This is a genomic window from Shinella sp. 838 (assembly GCF_029623935.1).
Classification (GTDB): Bacteria; Pseudomonadota; Alphaproteobacteria; order Rhizobiales; family Rhizobiaceae; genus Shinella.
This window is the reverse complement of the sequence record NZ_JARSBQ010000012.1, coordinates 121434-141814: the sequence shown is the minus strand read 5'-3', so window position 1 is coordinate 141814 and position 20381 is coordinate 121434. Positions and strand designations below refer to the sequence as shown.

19 protein-coding genes are annotated in these 20381 nt (G+C 59.6%); 3 read left to right on the top strand and 16 right to left on the bottom strand.

Going from position 1 to position 20381, the window contains the following annotated elements; translation table 11 throughout:
• Position 1: 1 nt before the first annotated feature.
• From P9A16_RS27455 to P9A16_RS27405, 11 genes are all read right to left on the bottom strand, one after another.
• Positions 2 to 1273 carry a TRAP transporter large permease gene (locus P9A16_RS27455; RefSeq protein ID WP_278026162.1) on the bottom strand — a complete coding sequence of 424 codons (1272 nt, stop codon included), beginning with the start codon at positions 1271 to 1273 and terminating at the stop codon, positions 2 to 4.
• Positions 1274 to 1281: 8 nt separating this feature from the next.
• Positions 1282 to 1845: a TRAP transporter small permease gene (locus P9A16_RS27450; RefSeq protein ID WP_278026161.1), complete on the bottom strand. Its 564-nt coding sequence runs from the start codon at positions 1843 to 1845 to the stop codon at positions 1282 to 1284.
• 83 nt (positions 1846 to 1928) lie between these two features.
• Entirely contained in the window at positions 1929 to 2909 is a 981-nt protein-coding gene (locus tag P9A16_RS27445; RefSeq protein ID WP_443021705.1) for a sialic acid TRAP transporter substrate-binding protein SiaP, read from the bottom strand.
• Between the two features lie 93 nt (positions 2910 to 3002).
• A complete protein-coding gene (locus P9A16_RS27440) occupies positions 3003 to 3773 on the bottom strand; it encodes an SDR family oxidoreductase (RefSeq protein ID WP_278026159.1) in 771 nt (256 codons plus the stop codon).
• Positions 3770 to 4804, bottom strand: coding sequence for a zinc-dependent alcohol dehydrogenase (locus P9A16_RS27435; RefSeq protein ID WP_278026158.1), 1035 nt, complete (start codon positions 4802 to 4804; stop codon positions 3770 to 3772). Before P9A16_RS27435 ends, P9A16_RS27440 begins: the two co-directional genes overlap by 4 nt.
• A gap of 7 nt (positions 4805 to 4811) precedes the next feature.
• Positions 4812 to 5909 (bottom strand): mandelate racemase/muconate lactonizing enzyme family protein, encoded by a 1098-nt coding sequence (locus P9A16_RS27430; protein ID WP_278026157.1) that lies wholly within the window; start codon positions 5907 to 5909, stop codon positions 4812 to 4814.
• Positions 5906 to 6907 (bottom strand): ABC transporter permease, encoded by a 1002-nt coding sequence (locus P9A16_RS27425; protein WP_278026156.1) that lies wholly within the window; start codon positions 6905 to 6907, stop codon positions 5906 to 5908. Before P9A16_RS27425 ends, P9A16_RS27430 begins: the two co-directional genes overlap by 4 nt.
• A gap of 3 nt (positions 6908 to 6910) precedes the next feature.
• Positions 6911 to 7906: an ABC transporter permease gene (locus P9A16_RS27420; protein ID WP_278026155.1), complete on the bottom strand. Its 996-nt coding sequence runs from the start codon at positions 7904 to 7906 to the stop codon at positions 6911 to 6913.
• A complete protein-coding gene (locus tag P9A16_RS27415; protein ID WP_278026154.1) occupies positions 7903 to 9426 on the bottom strand; it encodes a sugar ABC transporter ATP-binding protein in 1524 nt (507 codons plus the stop codon). Before P9A16_RS27415 ends, P9A16_RS27420 begins: the two co-directional genes overlap by 4 nt.
• Positions 9427 to 9499: 73 nt before the next feature.
• Entirely contained in the window at positions 9500 to 10474 is a 975-nt protein-coding gene (locus P9A16_RS27410) for an ABC transporter substrate-binding protein (RefSeq protein WP_278026153.1), read from the bottom strand.
• Positions 10475 to 10551: 77 nt separating this feature from the next.
• A complete protein-coding gene (locus P9A16_RS27405) occupies positions 10552 to 11976 on the bottom strand; it encodes an aldehyde dehydrogenase family protein (RefSeq protein ID WP_278026246.1) in 1425 nt (474 codons plus the stop codon).
• A 229-nt stretch (positions 11977 to 12205) separates the two neighbouring features.
• On the opposite strand from P9A16_RS27405, the gene P9A16_RS27400 reads away from it, so the two are divergent.
• On the top strand, positions 12206 to 12931 hold the full coding sequence (locus P9A16_RS27400; RefSeq protein WP_229576183.1) for an FCD domain-containing protein: 726 nt from the start codon (positions 12206 to 12208) through the stop codon (positions 12929 to 12931).
• Positions 12931 to 14553 carry a GMC family oxidoreductase gene (locus P9A16_RS27395; protein WP_278026152.1) on the top strand — a complete coding sequence of 541 codons (1623 nt, stop codon included), beginning with the start codon at positions 12931 to 12933 and terminating at the stop codon, positions 14551 to 14553. Before P9A16_RS27400 ends, P9A16_RS27395 begins: the two co-directional genes overlap by 1 nt.
• Positions 14554 to 14627: 74 nt before the next feature.
• Here P9A16_RS27395 and P9A16_RS27390 read toward each other — a convergent pair whose 3' ends face one another.
• From P9A16_RS27390 to P9A16_RS27380, 3 genes are all read right to left on the bottom strand, one after another.
• Positions 14628 to 15416 (bottom strand): SDR family NAD(P)-dependent oxidoreductase, encoded by a 789-nt coding sequence (locus tag P9A16_RS27390; protein ID WP_278026151.1) that lies wholly within the window; start codon positions 15414 to 15416, stop codon positions 14628 to 14630.
• Positions 15413 to 16396 (bottom strand): LLM class oxidoreductase, encoded by a 984-nt coding sequence (locus tag P9A16_RS27385; RefSeq protein WP_278026150.1) that lies wholly within the window; start codon positions 16394 to 16396, stop codon positions 15413 to 15415. The genes P9A16_RS27390 and P9A16_RS27385 overlap by 4 nt, the downstream gene beginning before the upstream one ends.
• Before the next feature lie 106 nt (positions 16397 to 16502).
• Entirely contained in the window at positions 16503 to 17210 is a 708-nt protein-coding gene (locus tag P9A16_RS27380; RefSeq protein ID WP_278026149.1) for an NAD(P)H-dependent oxidoreductase, read from the bottom strand.
• Positions 17211 to 17319: 109 nt separating this feature from the next.
• Between P9A16_RS27380 and P9A16_RS27375 the strand changes: the two genes are divergently transcribed.
• Positions 17320 to 18225, top strand: coding sequence for a LysR family transcriptional regulator (locus P9A16_RS27375; RefSeq protein WP_278026148.1), 906 nt, complete (start codon positions 17320 to 17322; stop codon positions 18223 to 18225).
• A gap of 295 nt (positions 18226 to 18520) precedes the next feature.
• On the opposite strand, the gene P9A16_RS27370 is transcribed toward P9A16_RS27375, so the two are convergent.
• Positions 18521 to 19273, bottom strand: coding sequence for an SDR family NAD(P)-dependent oxidoreductase (locus P9A16_RS27370; RefSeq protein ID WP_278026147.1), 753 nt, complete (start codon positions 19271 to 19273; stop codon positions 18521 to 18523).
• Positions 19270 to 20379 (bottom strand): ABC transporter ATP-binding protein, encoded by a 1110-nt coding sequence (locus tag P9A16_RS27365; protein ID WP_278026146.1) that lies wholly within the window; start codon positions 20377 to 20379, stop codon positions 19270 to 19272. Before P9A16_RS27365 ends, P9A16_RS27370 begins: the two co-directional genes overlap by 4 nt.
• Positions 20380 to 20381 lie beyond the last annotated feature (2 nt).

The window sequence follows — 20381 nt, the reverse complement described above, 5'->3', positions numbered from 1 at the left end:
TCTATCGATACCACAGAGTAGGAAGATACAGTGTTAAGGCTGGGAAAGCACTGATGAGGGCAAGTACAGCAAGCAAGGGCAAGAGATAAGGTACGATTGTTTTCATCGTGGCCTCGACCGACAGTCCCGAGACTTTGGCAAGCACAAAAAGCACCATCCCTACCGGAGGGGTCAGCAATCCAATCATAAGATTTAGAATCATGATCACACCGAATTGTACCGGGTCGATTCCGGCGTGCAGAACCGCAGGCATAAGCACCGGTACGAGAATAGAGATTGCTGCTATCGTTTCCATGAAACACCCGACAATCAGGATCAGAACATTGATCAGCAGCAGGAGCATCAAAGGATCGGTGGTGATACCGAGGAGCAGGTCAGTAACGTAAGCAGTCACCTGGGTCACGGTCAAAACCCAACCGAACAACGACGCCGCCGCGACGATGATCAGGACACTGGCCGAGGTCTCGATGGTTTGGATGCTGATGGTATAGAAGCGTTTCAGATCCAGCGTCCGGTAGAAAGCCCCGAGCAACAAGGCCCATGCGCAAGCGGCGATAGCCGCCTCAGTGGGCGTGAAGGCCCCGGTGGCAATCCCGCCGATGATAATAACAGGGGTCATGAGAGCCGGGACAGCCGCTACGAAAGTCCTCCCAAGCGTACTGACACGGAATGCTTGGTCGGCACCGATGTTATGGCGTCGCGAGTACCAGCTTACGTAGATCATGAGAACCAACGCCATCAGGAGGCCGGGAATGAACCCCGCGGCAAACAACTGACCAATCGAGACATTCGCCATGACGCCAAATATCACCATCGGCAGGGATGGTGGAATGATTGGGCCGATCGTTGAAGACGCAGCAGTTACGCCGACGGCGAGGTTGTCATCGTAGCCATGGTCGCGCATCGCCTTGATCTCGATGGTGCCAAGCCCGCCAGCATCGGCGACGGCGGCGCCCGACATGCCAGCAAAGATTACCGACGCAAGAACGTTTACATGACCCAAGCCGCCTCGCATCCAACCAACAGCCGCGGTCGCAAAGCTGAAGATGCGATTGGTGATACCTGCGGAGTTCATCAGGTTGCCGGCAAGGATAAAGAATGGCACAGCGATTAGCGGGAAGCTGTCTACGCCCCCCGCCATGCGATGCAGGACAACGAAGTCGGGAACATTACCGACGAAATGTGTATAAGCCAAGGAGGCGCCGCCAAGTGCCACAAAAACGGGCACTCCGATCACCAGCATCCCAAAAAAAACAATAAGCAGGAGCGCCACGGCATACCTCAATCAATAGCTGTTTGGTCGATTTGGTTGGGAAACTGCCATCCGCGCTTTGCATTGGCGATGAAGGTCTGAACTGCACGCCAGAGCATCAGAAGACATCCAACACCGACACCCGCATAAACAATGCTCATCGATAGATCGATTACCGTCATTCGTTGGATCGCCATGCGCTGCGTAACAGTCCAGGAAAACCAGGCCAAAAGGCCGACGAAGAGAACTGTGACACAATCCGCTAGAAACCGAATGAGTCGTCCCAAAGTAGGCGGGAGCGCATCGACGATGATTTCAACTGCGATGTTGCTGCGTCGGCGGAAGACGATGGCGGCACCGACAAACGTGACGGTCATCAGAAGATAACGGGCGATTTCCTCGGTCCAAGCAATTGAATCGTTCAGCACGTAACGAGAAAAAAACTGCAGGAACGTTACGCCGGCCATAACCAAGAATATGATGAAAGCGAGTATGTCATCGACATGCAGCGTTATCGCCTCCGGCGCATCGGCCTCGACATGGATAATGGGTAGGTCATTGGCCGCTCCAGCGTCAGCAGACTTGTCTTTCATTGGTAACTCCGGTGATTGGCGCGGCATACGCAGTAAGGGGTAGGCTGTCCGGCGCCCGCCCAGCCGAACAGCCGCCAAGACTGCTAGAGCGCTTGCAATGCGTCGTACTCTTCCTTGCTCCAGCCGGCTCCCGACTCCGGATCATTGTGAAGCGGGACTGTTGCATCGATAAATGGTCTGCGGTCAAGTTCAACAACCGTCTTGCCGAGCGAGCGGAACTCGCCCACGAGTTTGTTCTCGGCATCACGGATCTCGCTTGTGGCCTGCAACGCGGCCTGCTGGAGCACCTGCTCTACAACAGACTTCTGCTCATCGCTCAGTTGCGACCAGACATGGCTACCAACAACGGTAACAAGTGACTCAGTGATGTGTCCTGTGAGCATGATATGCGATTGCACTTCATAGAACTTTTTCGCCTTGATAGTGGGAAGCGGATTTTCCTGGCCATCGACCGTACCCTGCTGCAACGCCAGGTAGACTTCGGCAAAGGCGATGGGGGTCGCGTTGGCGCCCATCGCTTTGGTGAACATGAGATACAACGGCGCCGGCGGCACCCGCAGCTTCATGCCCGTCATATCTTCAGGCTTGTCGATCTGCTTATTCGCCGTAAGGTGTCGCTGGCCGTAGTATGTCAGAGAAACGACCTTGTGACCGGTCTTGCTCTCGTACCCCGAAGCGATGTCGCGAAACAGCTTGCTGTCGCGATATGCGGTCCAATGGTCAAAATCCCTCAACATGAACGGTGCGTTCGCGATTGACAGCGGTTTGTGGATAGATCCGGCAAAAGCGGCTCCGGTGTAGATGATATCAACTGTACCGAGACCAAGTCCCTCGTTGATCTGGTTTTCGTTGCCGAGTTGGGAGGCTGGGAAAACAGAAATGTCGACCGCTCCGTCGGTCCGCTTGCGTATTTCATCTGCAGCCCACACAGCCTGAAGATGATATGGTTCGCCCGTCTCGTAAACGTGCGCCCATTTCAATTGGACCGCCGCTCTCGCCTTCAATGGAAACGTTCCGGCAACACTGAGCGCCGCCAAACCCTGCGTTAATGCTCTGCGTGTGATGTTCATGAGTTTATCCTCCCAAACGGTCGGGCGGCGCGACCGGCAAATGCCGCCAATCTTCATGGCCTTGGAACCAGCTCCGTCGCTACGCCCTCAGCGACCCATCCAGCCACCGTCGACGGTCATGGTGGCTCCGTGAACGTAATTCGACGCGGACGATGCAAGAAAGACAACCGGACCGGCGAAATCTTCCGGGTTGCCCCATCGCCCAGCGGGAATTCGCTCGAGTATCGATTTCGAGCGAACCGGGTCATTGCGAAGTGCTTCGGTGTTGTCGGTGTCGATGTAACCTGGAGCGATCGCGTTGACATTGACGCCACGTCCAGCCCACTCATTGGCAAAGGCTTTGGTCAATTGGCCGATCGCCCCTTTTGATGCGGCATAGCCCGGAACCGTGATGCCGCCTTGGAACGTAAGCAGTGACGCGGTGAAGATGATCTTGCCACTGCCACGCTCAAGCATATGTCGCCCGATTTCCCGGGTCAGAACGAACTGCGAGGATAGATTGACCTCGATGACCTCATCCCAGATCGCATCAGAATGCTCGGTCGCCGGTGCGCGTCGGATCGTGCCGGCATTGTTGATCAGAATATCGATCTGGGGATTGCCCGCCAGAACCTGCGCGGCAAACGCCGTCACAGCCTTGCGATCGGCGAAATTGCATTGATAGCCGCGAAAGGATCGGCCAGCGGCCACAACATCCCCTTCGACGTCACTTCCGCTTGTTTCAAGGCTGGCGCTTACGCCGATAATGTCGGCTCCCGCTTCGGCGAGCGCCTTGGCCATGCCGCGCCCAATGCCACGTTTGGCGCCGGTAACAAGTGCGGTTTTCCCGGAAAGATCAAAACTTGCCAAGACACTCATGCCGGCTCCTCCGAAACCTGAATCATCGACTTCATCGCATTGGGGTTCTTGGTCAGCGCCTCAAAGGCGTCCTGAATCGCGTCGAGCCGTTGAATATCGGTAATGAAATTGTCGCAATCCACAACTCCGTCTTCCAGCAGAGCCATGGCCTGCTCAAAATCCTGCGGATGATAGACCCGCGCGCCAAGCATTTCCAACTCGCGCCAGAAGAACTGGAACAGATCGATCTGCGGCTTGCTGGCATGGATCGCCACCATCACGATCCGGCCGCGCGTTGCCGCAACGGCCGTCATCAGGTCGACACCGGGCTGCGTGCCCGACACCTCGAACACGACATCCGCGCCCTTGCGGTTCGTCGATTCCGCGACAAATGCCGCGGCATCGACCAGCTTGGGATTGACGGTGCGGAAACCCAGCTTTTCAGCGAAGGCCAGCCGGTTTTCATTGATCTCCGAGATCGTGACTTGGCCGCCGGCATGGCGGGCAACCAGCGCCACCAGCAGGCCGATCGGCCCGCCACCAATGACCACCACATCCTCGCCTGGCTGGAGGCGCGCGCGCTTGACGTCGTGGCAGGCCACCGCCAGAGGTTCGATCAGGGCCGCATGCCGCAGGCTCAGATTGTCCGGCAGGACGTGGATGGTATGGGCCGGCACATTCCACTTCTGCTGGAACGCGCCCTCCGTATCGATGCCAATGAATTTCAGGTCATGGCAAATGTGCTGATGCCCCGCATTACAAGCCGGGCAATGGCCACAGGCGTCGAGCGGACGCACGACAATCCGCTGTCCAGCGGCAAGCCCCTCGACGCCCTCACCGATCGCCGCAATCGTGCCGGACATTTCATGGCCGACCGTGCGCTCGAAGCCGACGCGCTTATCCATGTGCCCGAGATAGATATGCAGGTCCGTTCCGCAGATGCCGCAATAGGCGACATCGATCTGAACTTCGCCTTTGGCCGGCGGCGCAACCTCACGGGCTTCGAGCGTAAACGTCTTGTTGCCGCGATAGACGGCAGCTTTGCTGGTCATGGGAACCTCATGCTTTCAGAGTGTTTTCGGATTCAAGCTTTGCCCAGTCGAAGGTGACCCCAATACCAGGCGTGTCTGGAGCCACCGCCATCCTGTTTTCGACCACAAGCGGGCGGGTGGTATATTGATCAATGGGGAAGGAATGGACCTCAATCCAGCCCGCATTGCTGCGCGCCGATACCAGGCTGACATGGAGCTCCTGCATGCCGTGGCTGCAGATCGGCACACCATGTTCCAGCGACAAATCTGCGACCTGCAGGAAGCCGGTGACGCCACCGCAATTGGAAGCGTCCGGCTGCACGAAGCTAAGTTTGGCATAGTCGAAGGCATAGCCGAACTCGTGGATGGTGTGCAGGTTTTCGCCCATAGCGAGTGGCATGCCGGTTGCTTCGACGATGCGCGCATATCCTGCATAATCGTCAGGGATCGTCGGCTCCTCGAACCAAAGCAGATTGTAGGGCGCAAAGGCGTTCGCCGCCTCGATCGCCTGATCCACGCTCATTGAATAGTTGGCATCGACCATGAAGGCGACATCGGGGCCAATCAGCTCGCGCACCGCTCTGATGCGCGCCACGTCCTCTGCAAGGCTGGGCTGGCCGATCTTGATCTTCACCCCGTCGAAGCCGCGCGCGATATAGCTGCGGATACTGTCCAGCAGCTTGGGCAGCGGGAAGTTCAGGTCGATGCCGCCGCAATAGGCGCGACAACGATTGGAAGCGCCGCCCGCCATCCTCCACAGCGGTTCGCCCAGACGCCTGCCGCGCAAGTCCCACAGTGCGATATCGATGGCCGAAATCGCAAATGAGGCGATGCCGCCGCGCGCGACATAATGCACATGCCACTGCATGGCATCGTAGAGCTCCTCGACCGGTTCGGCATCGCGGCCGATCAGGAACGGCGCCAGATCGTGTTCGATCATCGCCGCGATCGCGTGACCACCCTTGCCGCCCGTATAGGTATAGCCCGTCCCGGTAGCGCCATTCTCCAGCGTGACAGTGGCCGTGATCAATTCGAAATGATGGTGATCACCATGCTTGGCATCAACCAGAACTTCGGCAAGCGGAATATGAAACAGTCTCACATCGATTGTGCTGATCTTGGTCATTGCATCGTGCCTGTCTTGCGCGAACCGGAGATGCCGCGCGTTTGAAGAAGAATTACCGCAAAAAGGAAGCCACCACGGATGACCATCTGCCAATAGGCGCTCATGCTGATCGTGCCCCGGCCATTCTCGAAATTGAGGATATTGAACACCAGGCCAAGCAGCAGCGCACCGGCGATCGTGGCCGGGATTGAACCGATGCCACCCGTCAGGAGAGTCCCGCCAACCACGACGGAGGCGATTGCGGAGAGCTCCCAGCCGACGCCCTCAAGCGGTTGACCGGCGCCGAAACCGGACGCGAGAAAGACACCTGCCAGTCCGGCACAGCCGCCACTCAGCGCATAGACGAAGAATTTGGTGCGATCGACATCCAGCCCCATCAGTCGCGAAGCGTCTTCCGAACCGCCGACGGCGAGCACGACGCGGCCCAGTGAACTGTGCTCGAGAAGCACCCAGAAAGCGATGGCAACGGCGGCAACGATCAGGATGGCCCAGGGGAAGAGGCCAAAAACGCTTTCCATGCCAAGCCGGGTGAAATTGGATCCCCAATCGACAGCGATGGTGTCAGCGCCAGAGATGATCAATGCCCCGCCCTTTGCGCCCAGCATGGTGGCGAGCGTGGCGATGAACGGTGGAATGCGCATCCCGACGATGAAAAAGCCGTTGAGAATTCCAATCAGCACGCCAGTGGCGACACCACAGGGCAGCGCCACCTGAATGCCATAGGGCGACATATAGGCGGCGACAACAGAGGTGAACGCCGCCACCGAGCCGACCGACAGATCGATGCCGCCAGTCAGGATGACGAAGCACATGCCGAGCGAAATCAGGATGAACATCGCATTGTAATTGAGGAAGGAGCTGAAGTTGTATGCACCGCCGAAATTGTCGTAGCGCAGCAAGCCAAACAGGAGGAGCATGGCAAGCGCGATCCAGACGCCGGTGGTCTGGGAGTTGCCGCGCAGATAGCGGCGCAGATCGAATGCCGATTGATCAAGCATCTCCTAGTCCTTTCGTCCTTGCTGGATGTAGACGGCGAGAATGATGATCCCGGCCTTGGCGACTAGAGCGACTTCGTCTGCAACGCCGTTTGCGAGAAGCGTGTATCGAACCAGCTGAATGATCACCGCTCCGAGGATGACGCCGAAGACAGGGGCACGTCCCCCTTGCAGCAGGGCGCCACCGACCACGGCTGCTGCAATGGCATCCAGTTCCATCAGATTGCCGATGCGCGCTGCATCAGAGGCGGAATTGATGGCCACGACGATCAGGCCGGCGAGTCCCGCCAGACCGGCGCAGATGACATAGGCGCCGATCTTGATGCGCTTGACCGGCGCGCCCGTCAGCCGTGCTGCCGTCTCGTTGCCGCCGACAGCGAGCAGGTAGCGACCAAACAGGGTCCGGTGCACGAGCCACCAGATGACAATCGCCAGAGCCAGGACCAGCCAGCCCTGAAACGGCAATCCGAGGATCTTGCCCGTTCCGAGATAGCTGAACGCCTTGTTGCTGAAGGTCTGCAGGTTGCCATTGGTCAGCACCTGGGCAATTCCCCGGCCAGAGATGAACAGGATCAGCGTGGCAATGATCGGCTGCACATTCAAAAGGCTGACGAGCGAGCCGTTGAAGATCCCGCAACCGAGCGCCACCACCAGCGGCACGGCGATAGCCGCCGTCAAACCGAGAACCGGATAGGCCTGGGCGAATTCGGAGGTGAAGATCAACGGAGCCAAGGCCCCGGCCAAAGCCATGACGGCGCCGACGCTAAGGTCGATGCCGCCGGTGGCGATCACCAGCGTCATGCCGACGGCGACGATCGAAATCGTTGCCACCTGACTGATGTTGACGAAGAAGGTTTGCAGGCTGACGAAATTCGGCGTGACCATGACATTGAACAACAGGATCAGTGCCAGGGCGATCAGGCTGCCATGCTGCCGGACGAAATCGGCGCCAGACGCATATGTTCGCGACGTACTCGCGAGAGGAAGCTCGGTAGTGCTCATGCTGCATCCTCCTGATGATGGTGGGCGATAGCGGCGACGAGCGCATTCTCGGTAATGCCGGGATTCTGTAGCTCCGACACGGTATGCCCGGCCTGCAGCACGACGATCCGGTCGGCACCCTCCACGAGTTCCTCAAACTCGGAACTGATCAGCAAGACACTGCCGCCCTTCGATACGTAATCGCGAATGATGGACTGGATCTCGAGCTTTGCCCCGACATCCACACCGCGGGTCGGTTCGTCGAGAATGAGCAAGTCCGGTTCATTGGCGAGCCAGCGTGCCAGCAGCACCTTCTGCTGATTGCCGCCCGACAATTCTCTGATCGGTTGCTCCATGCTGGAGGTCTTGATACCGAGAACCTTGATGTAATGTTCGACCAAGGCGCGTTCACGCTTGCGGTCGATGGCGCCGGCCCAGGTCAGTTTGGGCAGCAGCGCCAGCGTGAGGTTCTCGCGAACCGACATGTCCGGCACGATGCCCTCGGCCTTGCGATCTTCTGCGAGGTAGCCGAGACCTGCTGCGATCGCATTGGCCGGGCTCCTTGGCTGTGACAGTTGATCGCCGATACGCATGTCGCCGGTCACCAGGGGATCGACACCGAAGATCGCGCGCGCAACTTCCGTGCGCCCGGATCCCAAAAGACCGCCAAGGCCCACGATTTCACCGCGCCGGACCGTGAGCGACGCATGGCGCAGGCTGCGGCCTGTGGCGATATCGGTTGCCACCAGCAGCAGCTCGCCTGGTTTACTCTCCGCGCCGCCAAGGCTGGTCATCCCGGCCGCAGCGATATCTTCCGGATTGCGGCCGAGCATGTCCGCGATCAGATCCAGCTTGGTGCAATCGGCAATGTCACGACGACCGACCGTCACACCATCGCGCATGACCGTCACGCGGTCGCAGATCTCAAACAGCTCTTCGAGAAAGTGGGAAATGTAGAGCACCGCAATGCCAGCGGCTTTCAGCGTCCGCACGACGTCGAACAGAATGGAAACCTCTCGGTCGTCCAGCGATGACGTCGGCTCGTCCATGATGACCAGCTTGGCATCCAGCGACACGGCTCGGGCAATCGCAACCAGTTGCTGGACCGCCGTGGAATAGCTGCCAAGCGGCGCGCGCACCTCGATGTCGACACCGAAACGCGTGAGGATCTCGCTCGATCGCCGATGCGCTTCCGGCCAGTCGATCAACCCCCCGAAGCGGCGCGGTTCATAACCCATCACGATGTTTTCGGTGACGCTGCGCAGGGGCACCAGATTGAGTTCCTGGTAGATCGTGGCGATCCCTGCATCCTGCGCCTCGCGCGGGCCAGCTATGTTGAGTTCCTTGCCGGCAAAGTGAACAGAGCCCGCATCTCGGCGATAGACCCCCGTCAGGATCTTCACCAACGTCGACTTGCCAGCGCCATTCTGGCCAATCACGGCATGCACCTCACCGGGCGCGATTTCGAGCTGCGCCGCCTTCAGCGCTGCCACGCCTCCGAAGGTCTTTGATATTCCATCCATGCTGACAAGCGGCTGCATTCCATACCTCACGATCGCGCCGGGAAAGGAGCCAGGAGAAGTGCCCCGAGGCACCTCCCCTGGCACGGGAGGATCAGTAGGCTTCAGCGATATGATCGGCCGCGTTTTCCTTGGTGAAGATCCGGTCCTTGACCTGAACCCAGGGCTCGATCTTCTCTCCGGCGGCGTAACGCTTCATCACGTCGCAGGCGAGCGGCCCGAAGAAGGGCGAGCTTTCCACCGTCACACCCATCTTGCCATCGGAAATGGCCTGCAGGGCGTCACGCGTTCCGTCGATGGAGACGATCGTGACGTCTTCACCAGGCTTGCGGCCGGCAAGTTCCAGTGCCTGGATCGCGCCGATCGCCATTTCGTCATTGTGAGCATAGACGATATTGACGTCGGGATGGGCCTGGAGCAGCGTTTCCATGACCTGACGCCCGAGGTCGCGGGCGAAGTCGCCGGTCTGCGATGCGACGATCGTAAAGCGCGGATCCTGAGTGATCCGCTCATCGAAGCCTTTCTTGCGATCATTGGCCGGAGATGAGCCAGTCGTGCCTTCCAGCTCGACGATCACGCCCTTTTCTCCCTTGAAATTCTCGATGGTCCATTCGGCAACGCGTCGACCCTGATCGACGAAATCCGAACCAAGAAACGCGACAAAATCCTCCCCGGCCTTGGCGGAGTTCGGATCGACGGAACGGTCGACCAGGAAGGTCGGGATGCCGGCGGCCTTGGCCTTCTTGACGGCTGGGATGAGCGGCTTTTCCTCGCGCGGCGGCAGGAACAGGACATCGATGCCCTGGGCGATCATGGAATCGACGTCGGCAACCTGCTTGGCGGCCGAGCCGGCTGCATCCGTGGCGATCAGGTCCCAGTTGCACTTCTCAGCCGTGTCGTGGAACGACTTGGTTTCGGCAATGCGCCACGGATTGTTGCTTTCCATCTGGGAAAAGCCAACTTTGTAGCGTTCCTTTTGAGCCAGTGGCGGCGGCTCGGCCGAGACTGTGACGGCGGATGCGACGAGGCCGAAGACGGCCGCCGATGCCAGAAGCAATGTCCTGTTCATGTGTTCTCCTCCACTTGGTGCGACGGACCTCCTCCGTCGCAGTTACGTTGCGGCCCGTCGGAACCTCAACCTGGGGACTATCCCCAATTCAGATAGAGCGTCTGCTTGCGCAGATAGCCGTCAAACCCATACTTGCCGTCCTCCCCGCCAAGGCCGGATTGACCCCAGCCGGTGTGGAAGCCCTGGAACTGTTCGCCATTGGCGCGGTTGAAATAGATCTCGCCAAAATTCAGCGCCGCCGGTGTGCGCATCAACCGCCTGTAATCGCGGGTGAAGATATAGGCCGAAAGGCCGTAGGCGGTATCATTGGCAAGCGCGACGGCCTGTTCGAAGCTCTCAACTTTCATCGCCGCGACCACCGGACCGAAGACCTCCGTCTGCATCACCGGCGAGGCATTGTCGGCAACCGACAGAACCGTCGGCGAATACCAATGTCCCTTGGCAAAAGCGCCGTCCTTCAGCGGTCCACCCGGCAGAAGGATTTCGGCCCCTGCCTTGACCGCCTGATCGACGATCTCCTTGATCTTGGCGATTTCCGCCGAGTTCACCTTCGGGCCGAGATCCGGATCGGTCATTGGATCGCCGATCGTGAGCCGCGCGGAGCGCAGCACGAACTTCTCGAGAAACTCCTCGGCAATGGCGCGATGAAGATACATCCGCTCATTGCAGGTGCAGATCTGTCCGCAATTGGTGTAGCGCGCAGCCACGGCCGCCTCGACCGCCGCATCGATATCGGCATCGTCCATGACAATAAACGGCGCCTTGCCGCCAAGTTCCAGGCGGAGCACCTTCAGGGTTTCGGCGGCAGTGGCGAAGATCTCCTTGCCGGCGCGCGTGCTGCCGGTCATCGTCACAAGAGACGTCACCCGACTTTGCACCAGAGCGCGGCCAACCACTGGCCCACGCCCGGTAACAACATTGAACACACCCGCTGGAAGACCCGCCTCGTCGGCCAGCAGCGCCAGAAACAACCCCGAAAGCGGCGTGACCTCATGGGACAGGAGGACCACCGTATTGCCCGCCACCAGGGCCGGCGCCAGCTTCCGCGCGGCAAGCGCTGCCGGATAATTCCACGCCGTCAGGGCCACCACGACGCCAAAGGGATGACGGCGAATCTGGATTTCCTCGTTGATATTGTCGGACGAAACTATGTCGCCCTCGATCCGCCGGGCATTGCCGGCATGATAACGCAGGAAGCCGAGCACAGCGCCAACTTCACCCCTGGCCTGACCAATCGGCTTGCCCTGCTCCATCGTGATGATCTGTGCGAGTTCTTCTGCGCGCATCGCCACTCGATCAGCCAGCTTCAGGACGAAGTCGGCTCTCTGAACAGCCGGAAGGGCGGCCCAGGCGGGTTGCGCAGCCTTCGCTGCATCCAGTGCGACATCCGCATCCTCGGCGACGCCTTCCGGAATCGTGGCAATGATGGATTCATCCGCGGGATTTTCCACCGCCAGGGCGTTGCGGCCGGCGCCGTCGATCCAGCGCCCGCCCACATACATCATCCCCTGTATAGGGGTCCCGCCGCCTCGCTCGAACCGCATTGCCAAACCTTTTCGTCATACCAAACTTGTGTGAAACCTAGATACTGGATGCACCAAAAGTCAAGTCGACTCAGGAAAGATTCTATATTCCATGCGTAAACACTGGTATTTCAGCGCAAAACCATTGATTGCCACATCGAAAACGGTAGATTGCGGTTAGATTTTAGACAGACCAAAGGCGGCCATCATGCGCAACCAAACCGCGGAAGACAGCAGACAAGGCGGACGTGCCGCCGATTGGGTCATCGCCAACATCCAGGAGGACATCCTCTCCGGCGCGCTTGAGAATGGCGCGCCGCTTCCGGCCGAGCGGGAGTTGATGGAACGGTTCGGAACAAGCCGCACCGTCGTGCGCGAAGCAATCACTACGCTTTCAAGTCGCGGCATGATCGAGGCCCGCCCCCGCTATCGCCCTGTCGTGCGCAAGCCCGGCTACGACACGGCCTTGTCCACCGTCGGCAGCATCGTCAAGCTGCTCATCGGTGAGCCCAGTGGCGTCCGAACGCTTTATGAAAGCCGCGTCTTCATGGAACGCGCCCTGTCGCGCGACGCCGCGCGTCTGGCAACGCGTGACGACATCAATGATCTGCGCACGGCGCTGGCGGCCAATCACGACGCAATCGACAACTCGGTTCGCTTCTACAATACCGATGTCGCCTTCCACGGGGTGCTCTACCGGATTCCGCGCAATCCGATCTTCCCTGCCGTCCACGAGGCCTACACCTCCTGGCTGGCACCCCACTGGGAGCGCATGCCCCGCTCGCCGGAACGCAACCGCATGAACTATCTCAGCCACAAGGCGATCTTCGATGCCATCGTCGATCGCGATGGCGATGCCGCCGAGAAAGCGCTGGAAACGCATCTGTCGGCTGCGTGGGAATATGTGCGCGGCACCTTCGAGGTTCAGGACTGATGACCGATCGCTACGACCACATCGTCATCGGCGGCGGCGCGGCAGGCTGTGTTGCAGCCGCCCGGCTGGCGCGGGACGGAAAGGCAAAGGTCCTGCTGCTGGAAGCCGGCCATTCCAATCGGCATCCCCTTCTCGACATGCCGCCGGGCATCTTCAAGATGATCAACGGCTCGCGCTACATGCGCTATCACCGCACTGTCGCACAGCCTCATCTCGACGGTCGCGTCCATGAGATCGCGCAGGGAAATGTTCTGGGCGGCGGTTCGTCGGTCAACGCACAGGTCTATATGCGTGGCAGGCCGAGCGACTATGACGAGTGGGATACATTGCTGGAGGGCAGCAATGACGGGGTCGGCTGGGGCTGGAAAGATGTCCTTCCGCACTTCCGCCGGATGGAGGGCAACAATCGGCTCGGAGGCGACCTGCATGGCAATGAAGGTCCGCTGCTCGTGTCTGATCCCGGGCATATCGACCAGACCTCGCGCTGGTTCGTCCAGGCTGTCCAGAACATGGGTGTCCCCTTCAACCCCGATTTCAACGGAACCAGCCAGAAGGGCGTGGGCTTCTATCAATTCATGAATCGCGACGGCAAACGGTCCTCATCGGCCTATGCGTTCATCGAACCGGAGAAGAACAACCCCAAACTCGCCGTGCAGTTGCGCTGCGAAGTGACCGAGATCCTGTTTGACGGTGACCGCGCCTGTGGTGTCGCGTTCCACAAGGACGGCGGCCCGAGACAGGAAGTCCATTGCAGCGGCGACATCGTTCTTTCGGCCGGCGCACTGGTAACGCCCAAGCTTTTGATGCTCTCGGGCATCGGCCCGTCGGATCATCTGGCCGAGCATGGCATTGCCTGCCGGCACCATGCGCCAGGTGTCGGCCAGAACTTGATAGACCATCCGGAAGTCCCGATGTCGGTCTATCTGAACGGAGCTTATGGCTATTATCGCCAGGGCGAAGGCTGGCGCATGCTGCGCAATGGCCTGCAATTCAAGCTCTTCGGCACCGGACCAATCACCACGGCTGGCGTTGAGGCTGGCGCCTTCATCAACCCGCACGATCCGGAAGGGGTACCGAGCATCCAGGCCTTTTGCGTGCCGATCGTCTATGTCGATCGCGACCGGCGCGACCTCGTGAAGGATGGTTACGGCCTGACGATTACCACCGTGGTCGTGAAACCGCGATCACGCGGCGAAGTTCGTCTTGCCTCCGCCGATCCCGCAGCCCCGCCCCGGGTGTCGCCCAACCTGCTGAAGGATGATGCCGATATGCGCGAGATGATTGCGGCGCAACGCTTCTTTCTGAAGGCGTTCCGCCAGTCGCCGCTGGCGTCCAGAGTCGACAGGATAGCGTTGCCGCAAAGTCCTGATCTGTCCGACGAAGGGCTTCACACCCACTGCAAGGCCTTCGTCAAGACCAACTATCACCCGGCCGGCACCGCGCGCATGGGCCCGGATGGGGACCCGCTCGCGGTTCTGGATGCGCGGATGCGTGTGCGCGGGGTAAGGGGACTCAGGGTCTGCGACATGTCTGCGGTTCCTGACATCAATGCCGGCAACACCAATGCACCCGCCATGATGCTCGGAGACCGCTGTGCCGACATGATCATGGGCCGGATATAGAACTGCAGCGGAGCTCGCGTTGGACTCGATGCGAGGTACCGCGGCGTTCTCGCAACGGTCCTCGGCTCCTCGCGTCATTCCCCGGCCAGATCGCGGATGGCCCGCATGACAGCGGCAACGTGATCAGTGTCTTTTCCCGCGGCATGGGGATTGGCAAACCGCCCGCCGTCATTGTCGTAATACTGGCCTGAAGCCTTGGCGAATTCGTCCGACAGCGCGGCGCGGCGCAGGATGTCGGCGCCGATGCGCAGGTCGTTGCCTGCAACACCGAAACCTTCCTTCACCATCTTCGACGCCAGCAGCGAGCCGGGGTTCACCGCGACGAAGACCGGGCCATCGGGATGTTGCCGCGCCATTTCCTGCGTCCAGATCGTGATCGCCAGCTTGCTTTGCGCATAGGCACCCATGTGATCGAGCGCGACCTCGCCCCGCAGCGCGGCCAGATCGACCGGAGCTTGCGCAGCCGAGGACAGGTTCACCACACGACCATCCCGCGAAAGGCACGGAAGCAGGGCCTGCGTCAGCACATACGGCGCAATGGTATTGACCACGAAGCGCACATCCAGTCCTTCTGGCGTTCGCGTCTGCGATGTCTTGTAGACGCCCGCATTGTTGATGAGGACATCCAGCCTGTCATGGCGCGAAAGAATTGTCTTGGCCAGCGTACGCACCTCATCCAGCCGCGCAAGGTCGGCAAGGTAGGTTTCGGGGGTGCCGCCCAGCTCGCGCGCCACCGCTGCCAATTTGTCGGAGCTGCGTCCGTGCAAAAGGACATTGTGTCCCTCTGCAGCCAGCGTTCGAGCCGTCAGAAGTCCGATGCCGTCGGTTGCGCCGGTAATGAGAATGGTCTTGGCCCTGGTCATGATTGTTCCTCAGCGTTGGAGAATTCCGGTAGCAGCGCCTCGGCAAGGCGATGCATCGTGTCATCGATATCGGCGCCGCTGAAGCGAAGATTCAGCGCGACATGGTTGATGCCGAGGTCGCGCAGTTCGGCAAGATAGCGCTTGAGGAATACCGTGCCGGATTGGAAGCCCAGATGGATCGGCCGCGGCGGGGCATCCGGCTGCTCGACAAGATCTACATAGAGTGACTGCATCACCGGTTTGTCAGGCAGTCCGGCCTCGGCAATCCGACGACGATAGTCCGCAACCACAAGGCCCTGCGCGGCAGCATCGCGCGGATAGGTCATCCAGCCGTCGCCGTTCCGGGCCACCCACTCGGCCGATTGCTGACTGCCGCCGGTGATCAGCAGCGGCAAGCCACCGGCGGTCGGTTTCGGAAGCATGTCGATCCCGCCCGTCAGGATGCCTTGTGCTGTCTCTATACGGGGGTAGCTCTCGGCCATCGCGCGGATGTAGCCCACGCTGTCGCGAAACCGCGCGCCGCGATCGGGGAAGGACATGTTGAGCGCCGGGTATTCGTCGGGCCGGTCGCCCGAGGCGATGCCGAGCAGAAGCCGCCCGCCAGACAGCGCATCCGCCGAGGCGGCGGCCTTGGCCACATGCGCGGGATGGCGCAGCGGCAGCACCATACTGGCCACTCCAAGCGCGATATTGCGCGTCGCCATGGAGAGCGCGCCGAGATAGACAAAGGGATCGAAGACCTGCCCGGCGTCACCGAAAGACGGCACGTTGAACGGCACATCGCGCAGCCAGAGTGCCGAGAAACCCAAACTGTCGGCCAGTTGTGCGCGTTCGATGTGCCGCGTCAGATCCGGAACCGGGTCGTGGCCATGCGGGTCCAGCGGCACGACCAGCCCGACGCTCAGGCGCCCGGGCCGAAAGACCGTGTTGTAGGCGCGGTTCAGGGTCTGGAAGTTCCTCATCTCGACCTTCTCCAGCATGTCTTCTCTCCCGTCGCCTCTATTCCTCGATGGACGGCGCAACATCGAGCACGGAATAATGAACCATTTGGAAGGCTCCTTTCCTTGCGGTTGTCGAACCTGAACGTCAGAACCAGCTGACCGTTTCCGCCATGCTGCGACGGGTCTTCGGAAATTCGGGATCCTTGGCGCGGTAGCCGAAGGCGAACATCACCGCGGGTTTCCACTTGCCGGTGTCGATTTCGAAATGCTGCGCCAGCGTCTGGGTCGTACGCCCCATGTCGAAACCTTCGATCGGGCAGCTGTCGATGCCGATCAGGGCGCCCGCGGTCATCATGTTGGCCAGAACGATATAGGCCTGCTTGCCCGACCAATCGGTGATCTGACGATCCGTCGTAATGCCGTGGTCGGTGGTCTGGAACTTGCCATAGGCGCCGTTGAACATCTCGATCACCGGTTCGGGCAGCTTCTTGACCGTCCGGTAGTGATCCACAAGGTAGTCCGACCCAGCCGTCATCGTCTCAGCGGTACTGGCAAGTATGATGCCGAAATGGCTCGCCGTGCCCAACTGGCCGGCAGAACCATTCATGATGCCGTTCGCCCCCCAGGAGAACTCGCGGAACAATTCCCGCTTTTCCGGGGTCTGGATGATCAACACCTTGAAGGGCTCGTGCCCGAAGGACGTCGGCGACAGGCGCGCGGCCTCAAGGATCGTCTCGAAGGCACTCTCGTCGATCTTGCGCTCGGGGTCGAAGACCTTTGTGGCATGGCGGAAGTTGAAGGCGTCGATGATCTGGGCCTGGATGTTGGGAAGAATCTTGGTGATCGCGTTCATGGCTCATTCCATTGGTGCTGTGTTTCGCTGCCCAACAGATATCACTTGCAATTTTGAATTAAATCAGCAGCCTTAGGAGTTCAGTTTTCCGATTTTGGATATAATGGTGATGGACACTGACTGCTTGCGTCTGTTTGTTTTGGCAGCCGAACGGCTCAACATCAGCGACGCCGGACGCGCGCTTGGTCTGGCTCCGGCGGTCGCAAGTGCGCGTCTTGCAAAACTTGAAAACGAGCTAGGCGTCGAGCTTTTGCGCCGTACGACGCGCAAAGTTTCCCTATCGCTCGACGGATCGGATTTCCTGCCCTACGCCCGGGAAATCTTGGCGCAGGCGGATGCCGCGCGTGCCGCCTTGGGTGGTGCCGGGACGGATCTGAAGGGAACGCTGCGCTTCGCGGCTCCGAGCAGTTTCGCACAGCTCCACATCATGCCCCTGCTGCCCGAATTTCACGCGCGCTATCCCAATCTCACACTTGACCTGCGGCTCTCCGACACACGCTTCGACCTGATCGAAGGCAGTTTCGATCTTGCGCTCAGAAGCGCGCCGCTGACCGACAGCAGCCTGAAGGGGCGCAAGCTTTCCGACGACACTCGCATCCTTTGCGCATCGCCGGGCTATCTTGAAAGCCGTGGGACGCCTGTCTCGCCATTTGAACTGGCGCGTCATCAGTATATCGCCTGGAGCAACCTGGAGCCGCGTAGCCTGGTAAACGCGACGGGAGAGACCGCGGTGCTCGAGCCAGGTCAGATGACCTGCCGTGCCATCGTCGACGATGGCGATGCGCAGCGTGAGGCGACCATAGCCGGTGCCGGGATCTCGGTGAATTCACTCTGGAGCGTCGCCCACGAGATCAAGTCGGGCAGACTTGTTCGCATCCTTCCCGGCTGGCGACTGAACGAGCCCACAGTGCTTTGGCTCGTCTATCCGAAATCAAATGTTCTGACGCCGAAAACCCGCATTTTCATCGACTTCCTGATCGACCGGCTGGGAAATCGCCCGGACTGGTCCGCTTGAAAAGCACCGGCAGTCGCAGGCGCCCGCCCCAAGCGGCCCATTTCTGCCCCGCCGTGTGGCCCGTTCTTTAGGCCGCCGTCGACAACAGCGCTTGTCGAATTGCGTGACCTCTGCGCGCGCTGGATGTCCAAACATCCGCTGTCGTCCTATCTGCAAGTCCCGGCAAAGCCATTGCGCGAGTTGCGCGCCGTTTTAAGGACGGCGGACCCAGCCCGCCTGGATGGCGATTGGGGGTCAGTTCGACAACTGCTTTCCCGCCAGAATGAGACTGTGACATTTGACCGAAGGGTTCAGTTCAGGACCAGCCCGCATCAACGACCAGCGTTTGGTTGGTAATTGCGCTCGCGCAATCGGAGGCGAGCATCAACACCGGGGCTGCAACATTTTCGGGCTCGATGAAACGCTTCAGACACTGGCTTGCGAAAACAGTTGTTTCGAATTCCGGGGTCAGCCAATTCTCGATCTGTCGCTTGGTGCGCACAAAGCCCGGGAGTACACAGTTGACCCGAATACCCGACGGACCAAGCTCCCTAGCAAGCGAATGCGTCAAACCTTCGATTGCCGCCTTGGCGGTGACATACGCGGGAGCATTCGTCAGTCCGACGCGCCATGCAATGGAACTCATATTAATTATGGACCCTTCTTGCTTCTTGCGCATCGCCGGTATCACCGCCTGCGCCGCAAAGAAGTGATGATCAAGGTTGATCGCCATCCGCTCTCGCCAATAACCTGGCGTCACGTCCTCGATGCAATGGCGATCGTCATGTGCAGCGTTGTTAACCAGCACGTCGAAGGAACCAAAAATACCCGCCGCAGCATTAAAGCAGAGTTTCAACTGTTGGAGATCCACCAGATCGAGATCTTGAAAGGCGACATTTCCGCCCAGTTCTGCAGCGAGAGTCTGGCCGGCGGCTTTATCGCGATCAAAGAACACCACCTTGGCTCCTTGGCGCGAGAACGCAGCAACAATCGCTGCGCCAATTCCACTGGCGCCGCCCGTGACGGCAACGACTTTGCCGCATAAATCTGGATAAATTGCCTCGGTCATAGTCGTTGCTCAGTCGCTGGATCGAAGAGACACGCTTTCGTCATATCGACAGCAAAGGATACCGTATCCCCCTGCGATGGGGCTTCATCGGGTTCACAGGCAATCACTGCATCCGAGCCGCCGATCGTGACCATCAGGATCGTCTGCGACCCCGTTGGTTCCACCATATCCACCTTGGCCTGCATGATGACGGATTGTCCCCCCTTGCGCTCGGCACGCTGTTCGTGCGCGGGCGAAAAATGCTCGGGGCGCACACCGAGCACAACGTTCCGGTCCGGCGCCAGGTTGCTGAAGGTGCCGGAGGGCAAAGGCAAGACCGAGCCATCGCCGCCTGCGAGAACAAGTCCCGTTCCACTCTCACTTCGACTAACGCGTGCATCCAGAAAATTCATCGTCGGCGAGCCCATGAAGCTCGCGACGAACCGATTCACGGGCCGCTCATAGATCATCTTGGGCGTGTCATATTGCTGCAAGACACCCTTGTGCATGACAGCTATGCGAGACGCCAGGGTCATGGCTTCGATCTGGTCGTGGGTCACATACACGGTCGTTTTACCGACATTCTGGTGCAGCTTTTTGATCTCGGTTCGCATTTCAATACGAAGTTTTGCGTCAAGGTTGGAGAGCGGCTCATCGAAGAGGAAGAGCTTGGGATCGCGCACAAGCGCCCGCCCCATGGCAACGCGCTGCCGCTGACCACCTGAAAGCTGACTTGGCTTGCGATCGAGTAACGGTTCGATCTGCAGCAAGGCCGACACGCGATCAATCGCCTCCTGCTGCTGGGCTTTCGGAACATGACGGCTTTCCATGCCAAAGGTCATGTTCTCGCGAACGCTCATCGTTGGATAAAGCGCATAGCTTTGGAACACCATGGCAATATCGCGATCTTTTGGCGCCCGATCATTCACGAGAACGTCGTCAATGCGGATTTCGCCCGAGGTTACACTTTCCAGGCCGGCGATGATCGACAAGAGCGTGGATTTGCCACAGCCGGACGGGCCGACAAGCGCGACAAATTCACCGGACTCGGCCTCAAGATTTATATTTTTCAGAACCTCCACGCTGCCATAGCTTTTGCGCAGATCCTTGATCAGAAGAGATGACATTG

Excerpts from the sequence above, each read along its gene's own strand:
- P9A16_RS27380 (WP_278026149.1), bottom strand. The coding sequence starts at position 17,210 with ATGAACGCGATCACCAAGATTCTTCCCAACATCCAGGCCCAGATCATC.
- P9A16_RS27440 (WP_278026159.1), bottom strand. The coding sequence starts at position 3,773 with ATGAGTGTCTTGGCAAGTTTTGATCTTTCCGGGAAAACCGCACTTGTT.
- P9A16_RS27365 (WP_278026146.1), bottom strand. The coding sequence starts at position 20,379 with ATGTCATCTCTTCTGATCAAGGATCTGCGCAAAAGCTATGGCAGCGTG.
- P9A16_RS27395 (WP_278026152.1), top strand. The coding sequence starts at position 12,931 with ATGACCGATCGCTACGACCACATCGTCATCGGCGGCGGCGCGGCAGGC.
- P9A16_RS27420 (WP_278026155.1), bottom strand. The coding sequence starts at position 7,906 with ATGAGCACTACCGAGCTTCCTCTCGCGAGTACGTCGCGAACATATGCG.
- P9A16_RS27435 (WP_278026158.1), bottom strand. The coding sequence starts at position 4,804 with ATGACCAGCAAAGCTGCCGTCTATCGCGGCAACAAGACGTTTACGCTC.
- P9A16_RS27375 (WP_278026148.1), top strand. The coding sequence starts at position 17,320 with ATGGACACTGACTGCTTGCGTCTGTTTGTTTTGGCAGCCGAACGGCTC.
- P9A16_RS27430 (WP_278026157.1), bottom strand. The coding sequence starts at position 5,909 with ATGACCAAGATCAGCACAATCGATGTGAGACTGTTTCATATTCCGCTT.
- P9A16_RS27370 (WP_278026147.1), bottom strand. The coding sequence starts at position 19,273 with ATGACCGAGGCAATTTATCCAGATTTATGCGGCAAAGTCGTTGCCGTC.
- P9A16_RS27385 (WP_278026150.1), bottom strand. The coding sequence starts at position 16,396 with ATGCTGGAGAAGGTCGAGATGAGGAACTTCCAGACCCTGAACCGCGCC.
- P9A16_RS27400 (WP_229576183.1), top strand. The coding sequence starts at position 12,206 with ATGCGCAACCAAACCGCGGAAGACAGCAGACAAGGCGGACGTGCCGCC.
- P9A16_RS27425 (WP_278026156.1), bottom strand. The coding sequence starts at position 6,907 with ATGCTTGATCAATCGGCATTCGATCTGCGCCGCTATCTGCGCGGCAAC.
- P9A16_RS27450 (WP_278026161.1), bottom strand. The coding sequence starts at position 1,845 with ATGAAAGACAAGTCTGCTGACGCTGGAGCGGCCAATGACCTACCCATT.
- P9A16_RS27415 (WP_278026154.1), bottom strand. The coding sequence starts at position 9,426 with ATGCAGCCGCTTGTCAGCATGGATGGAATATCAAAGACCTTCGGAGGC.
- P9A16_RS27390 (WP_278026151.1), bottom strand. The coding sequence starts at position 15,416 with ATGACCAGGGCCAAGACCATTCTCATTACCGGCGCAACCGACGGCATC.
- P9A16_RS27405 (WP_278026246.1), bottom strand. The coding sequence starts at position 11,976 with ATGTATGTGGGCGGGCGCTGGATCGACGGCGCCGGCCGCAACGCCCTG.
- P9A16_RS27410 (WP_278026153.1), bottom strand. The coding sequence starts at position 10,474 with ATGAACAGGACATTGCTTCTGGCATCGGCGGCCGTCTTCGGCCTCGTC.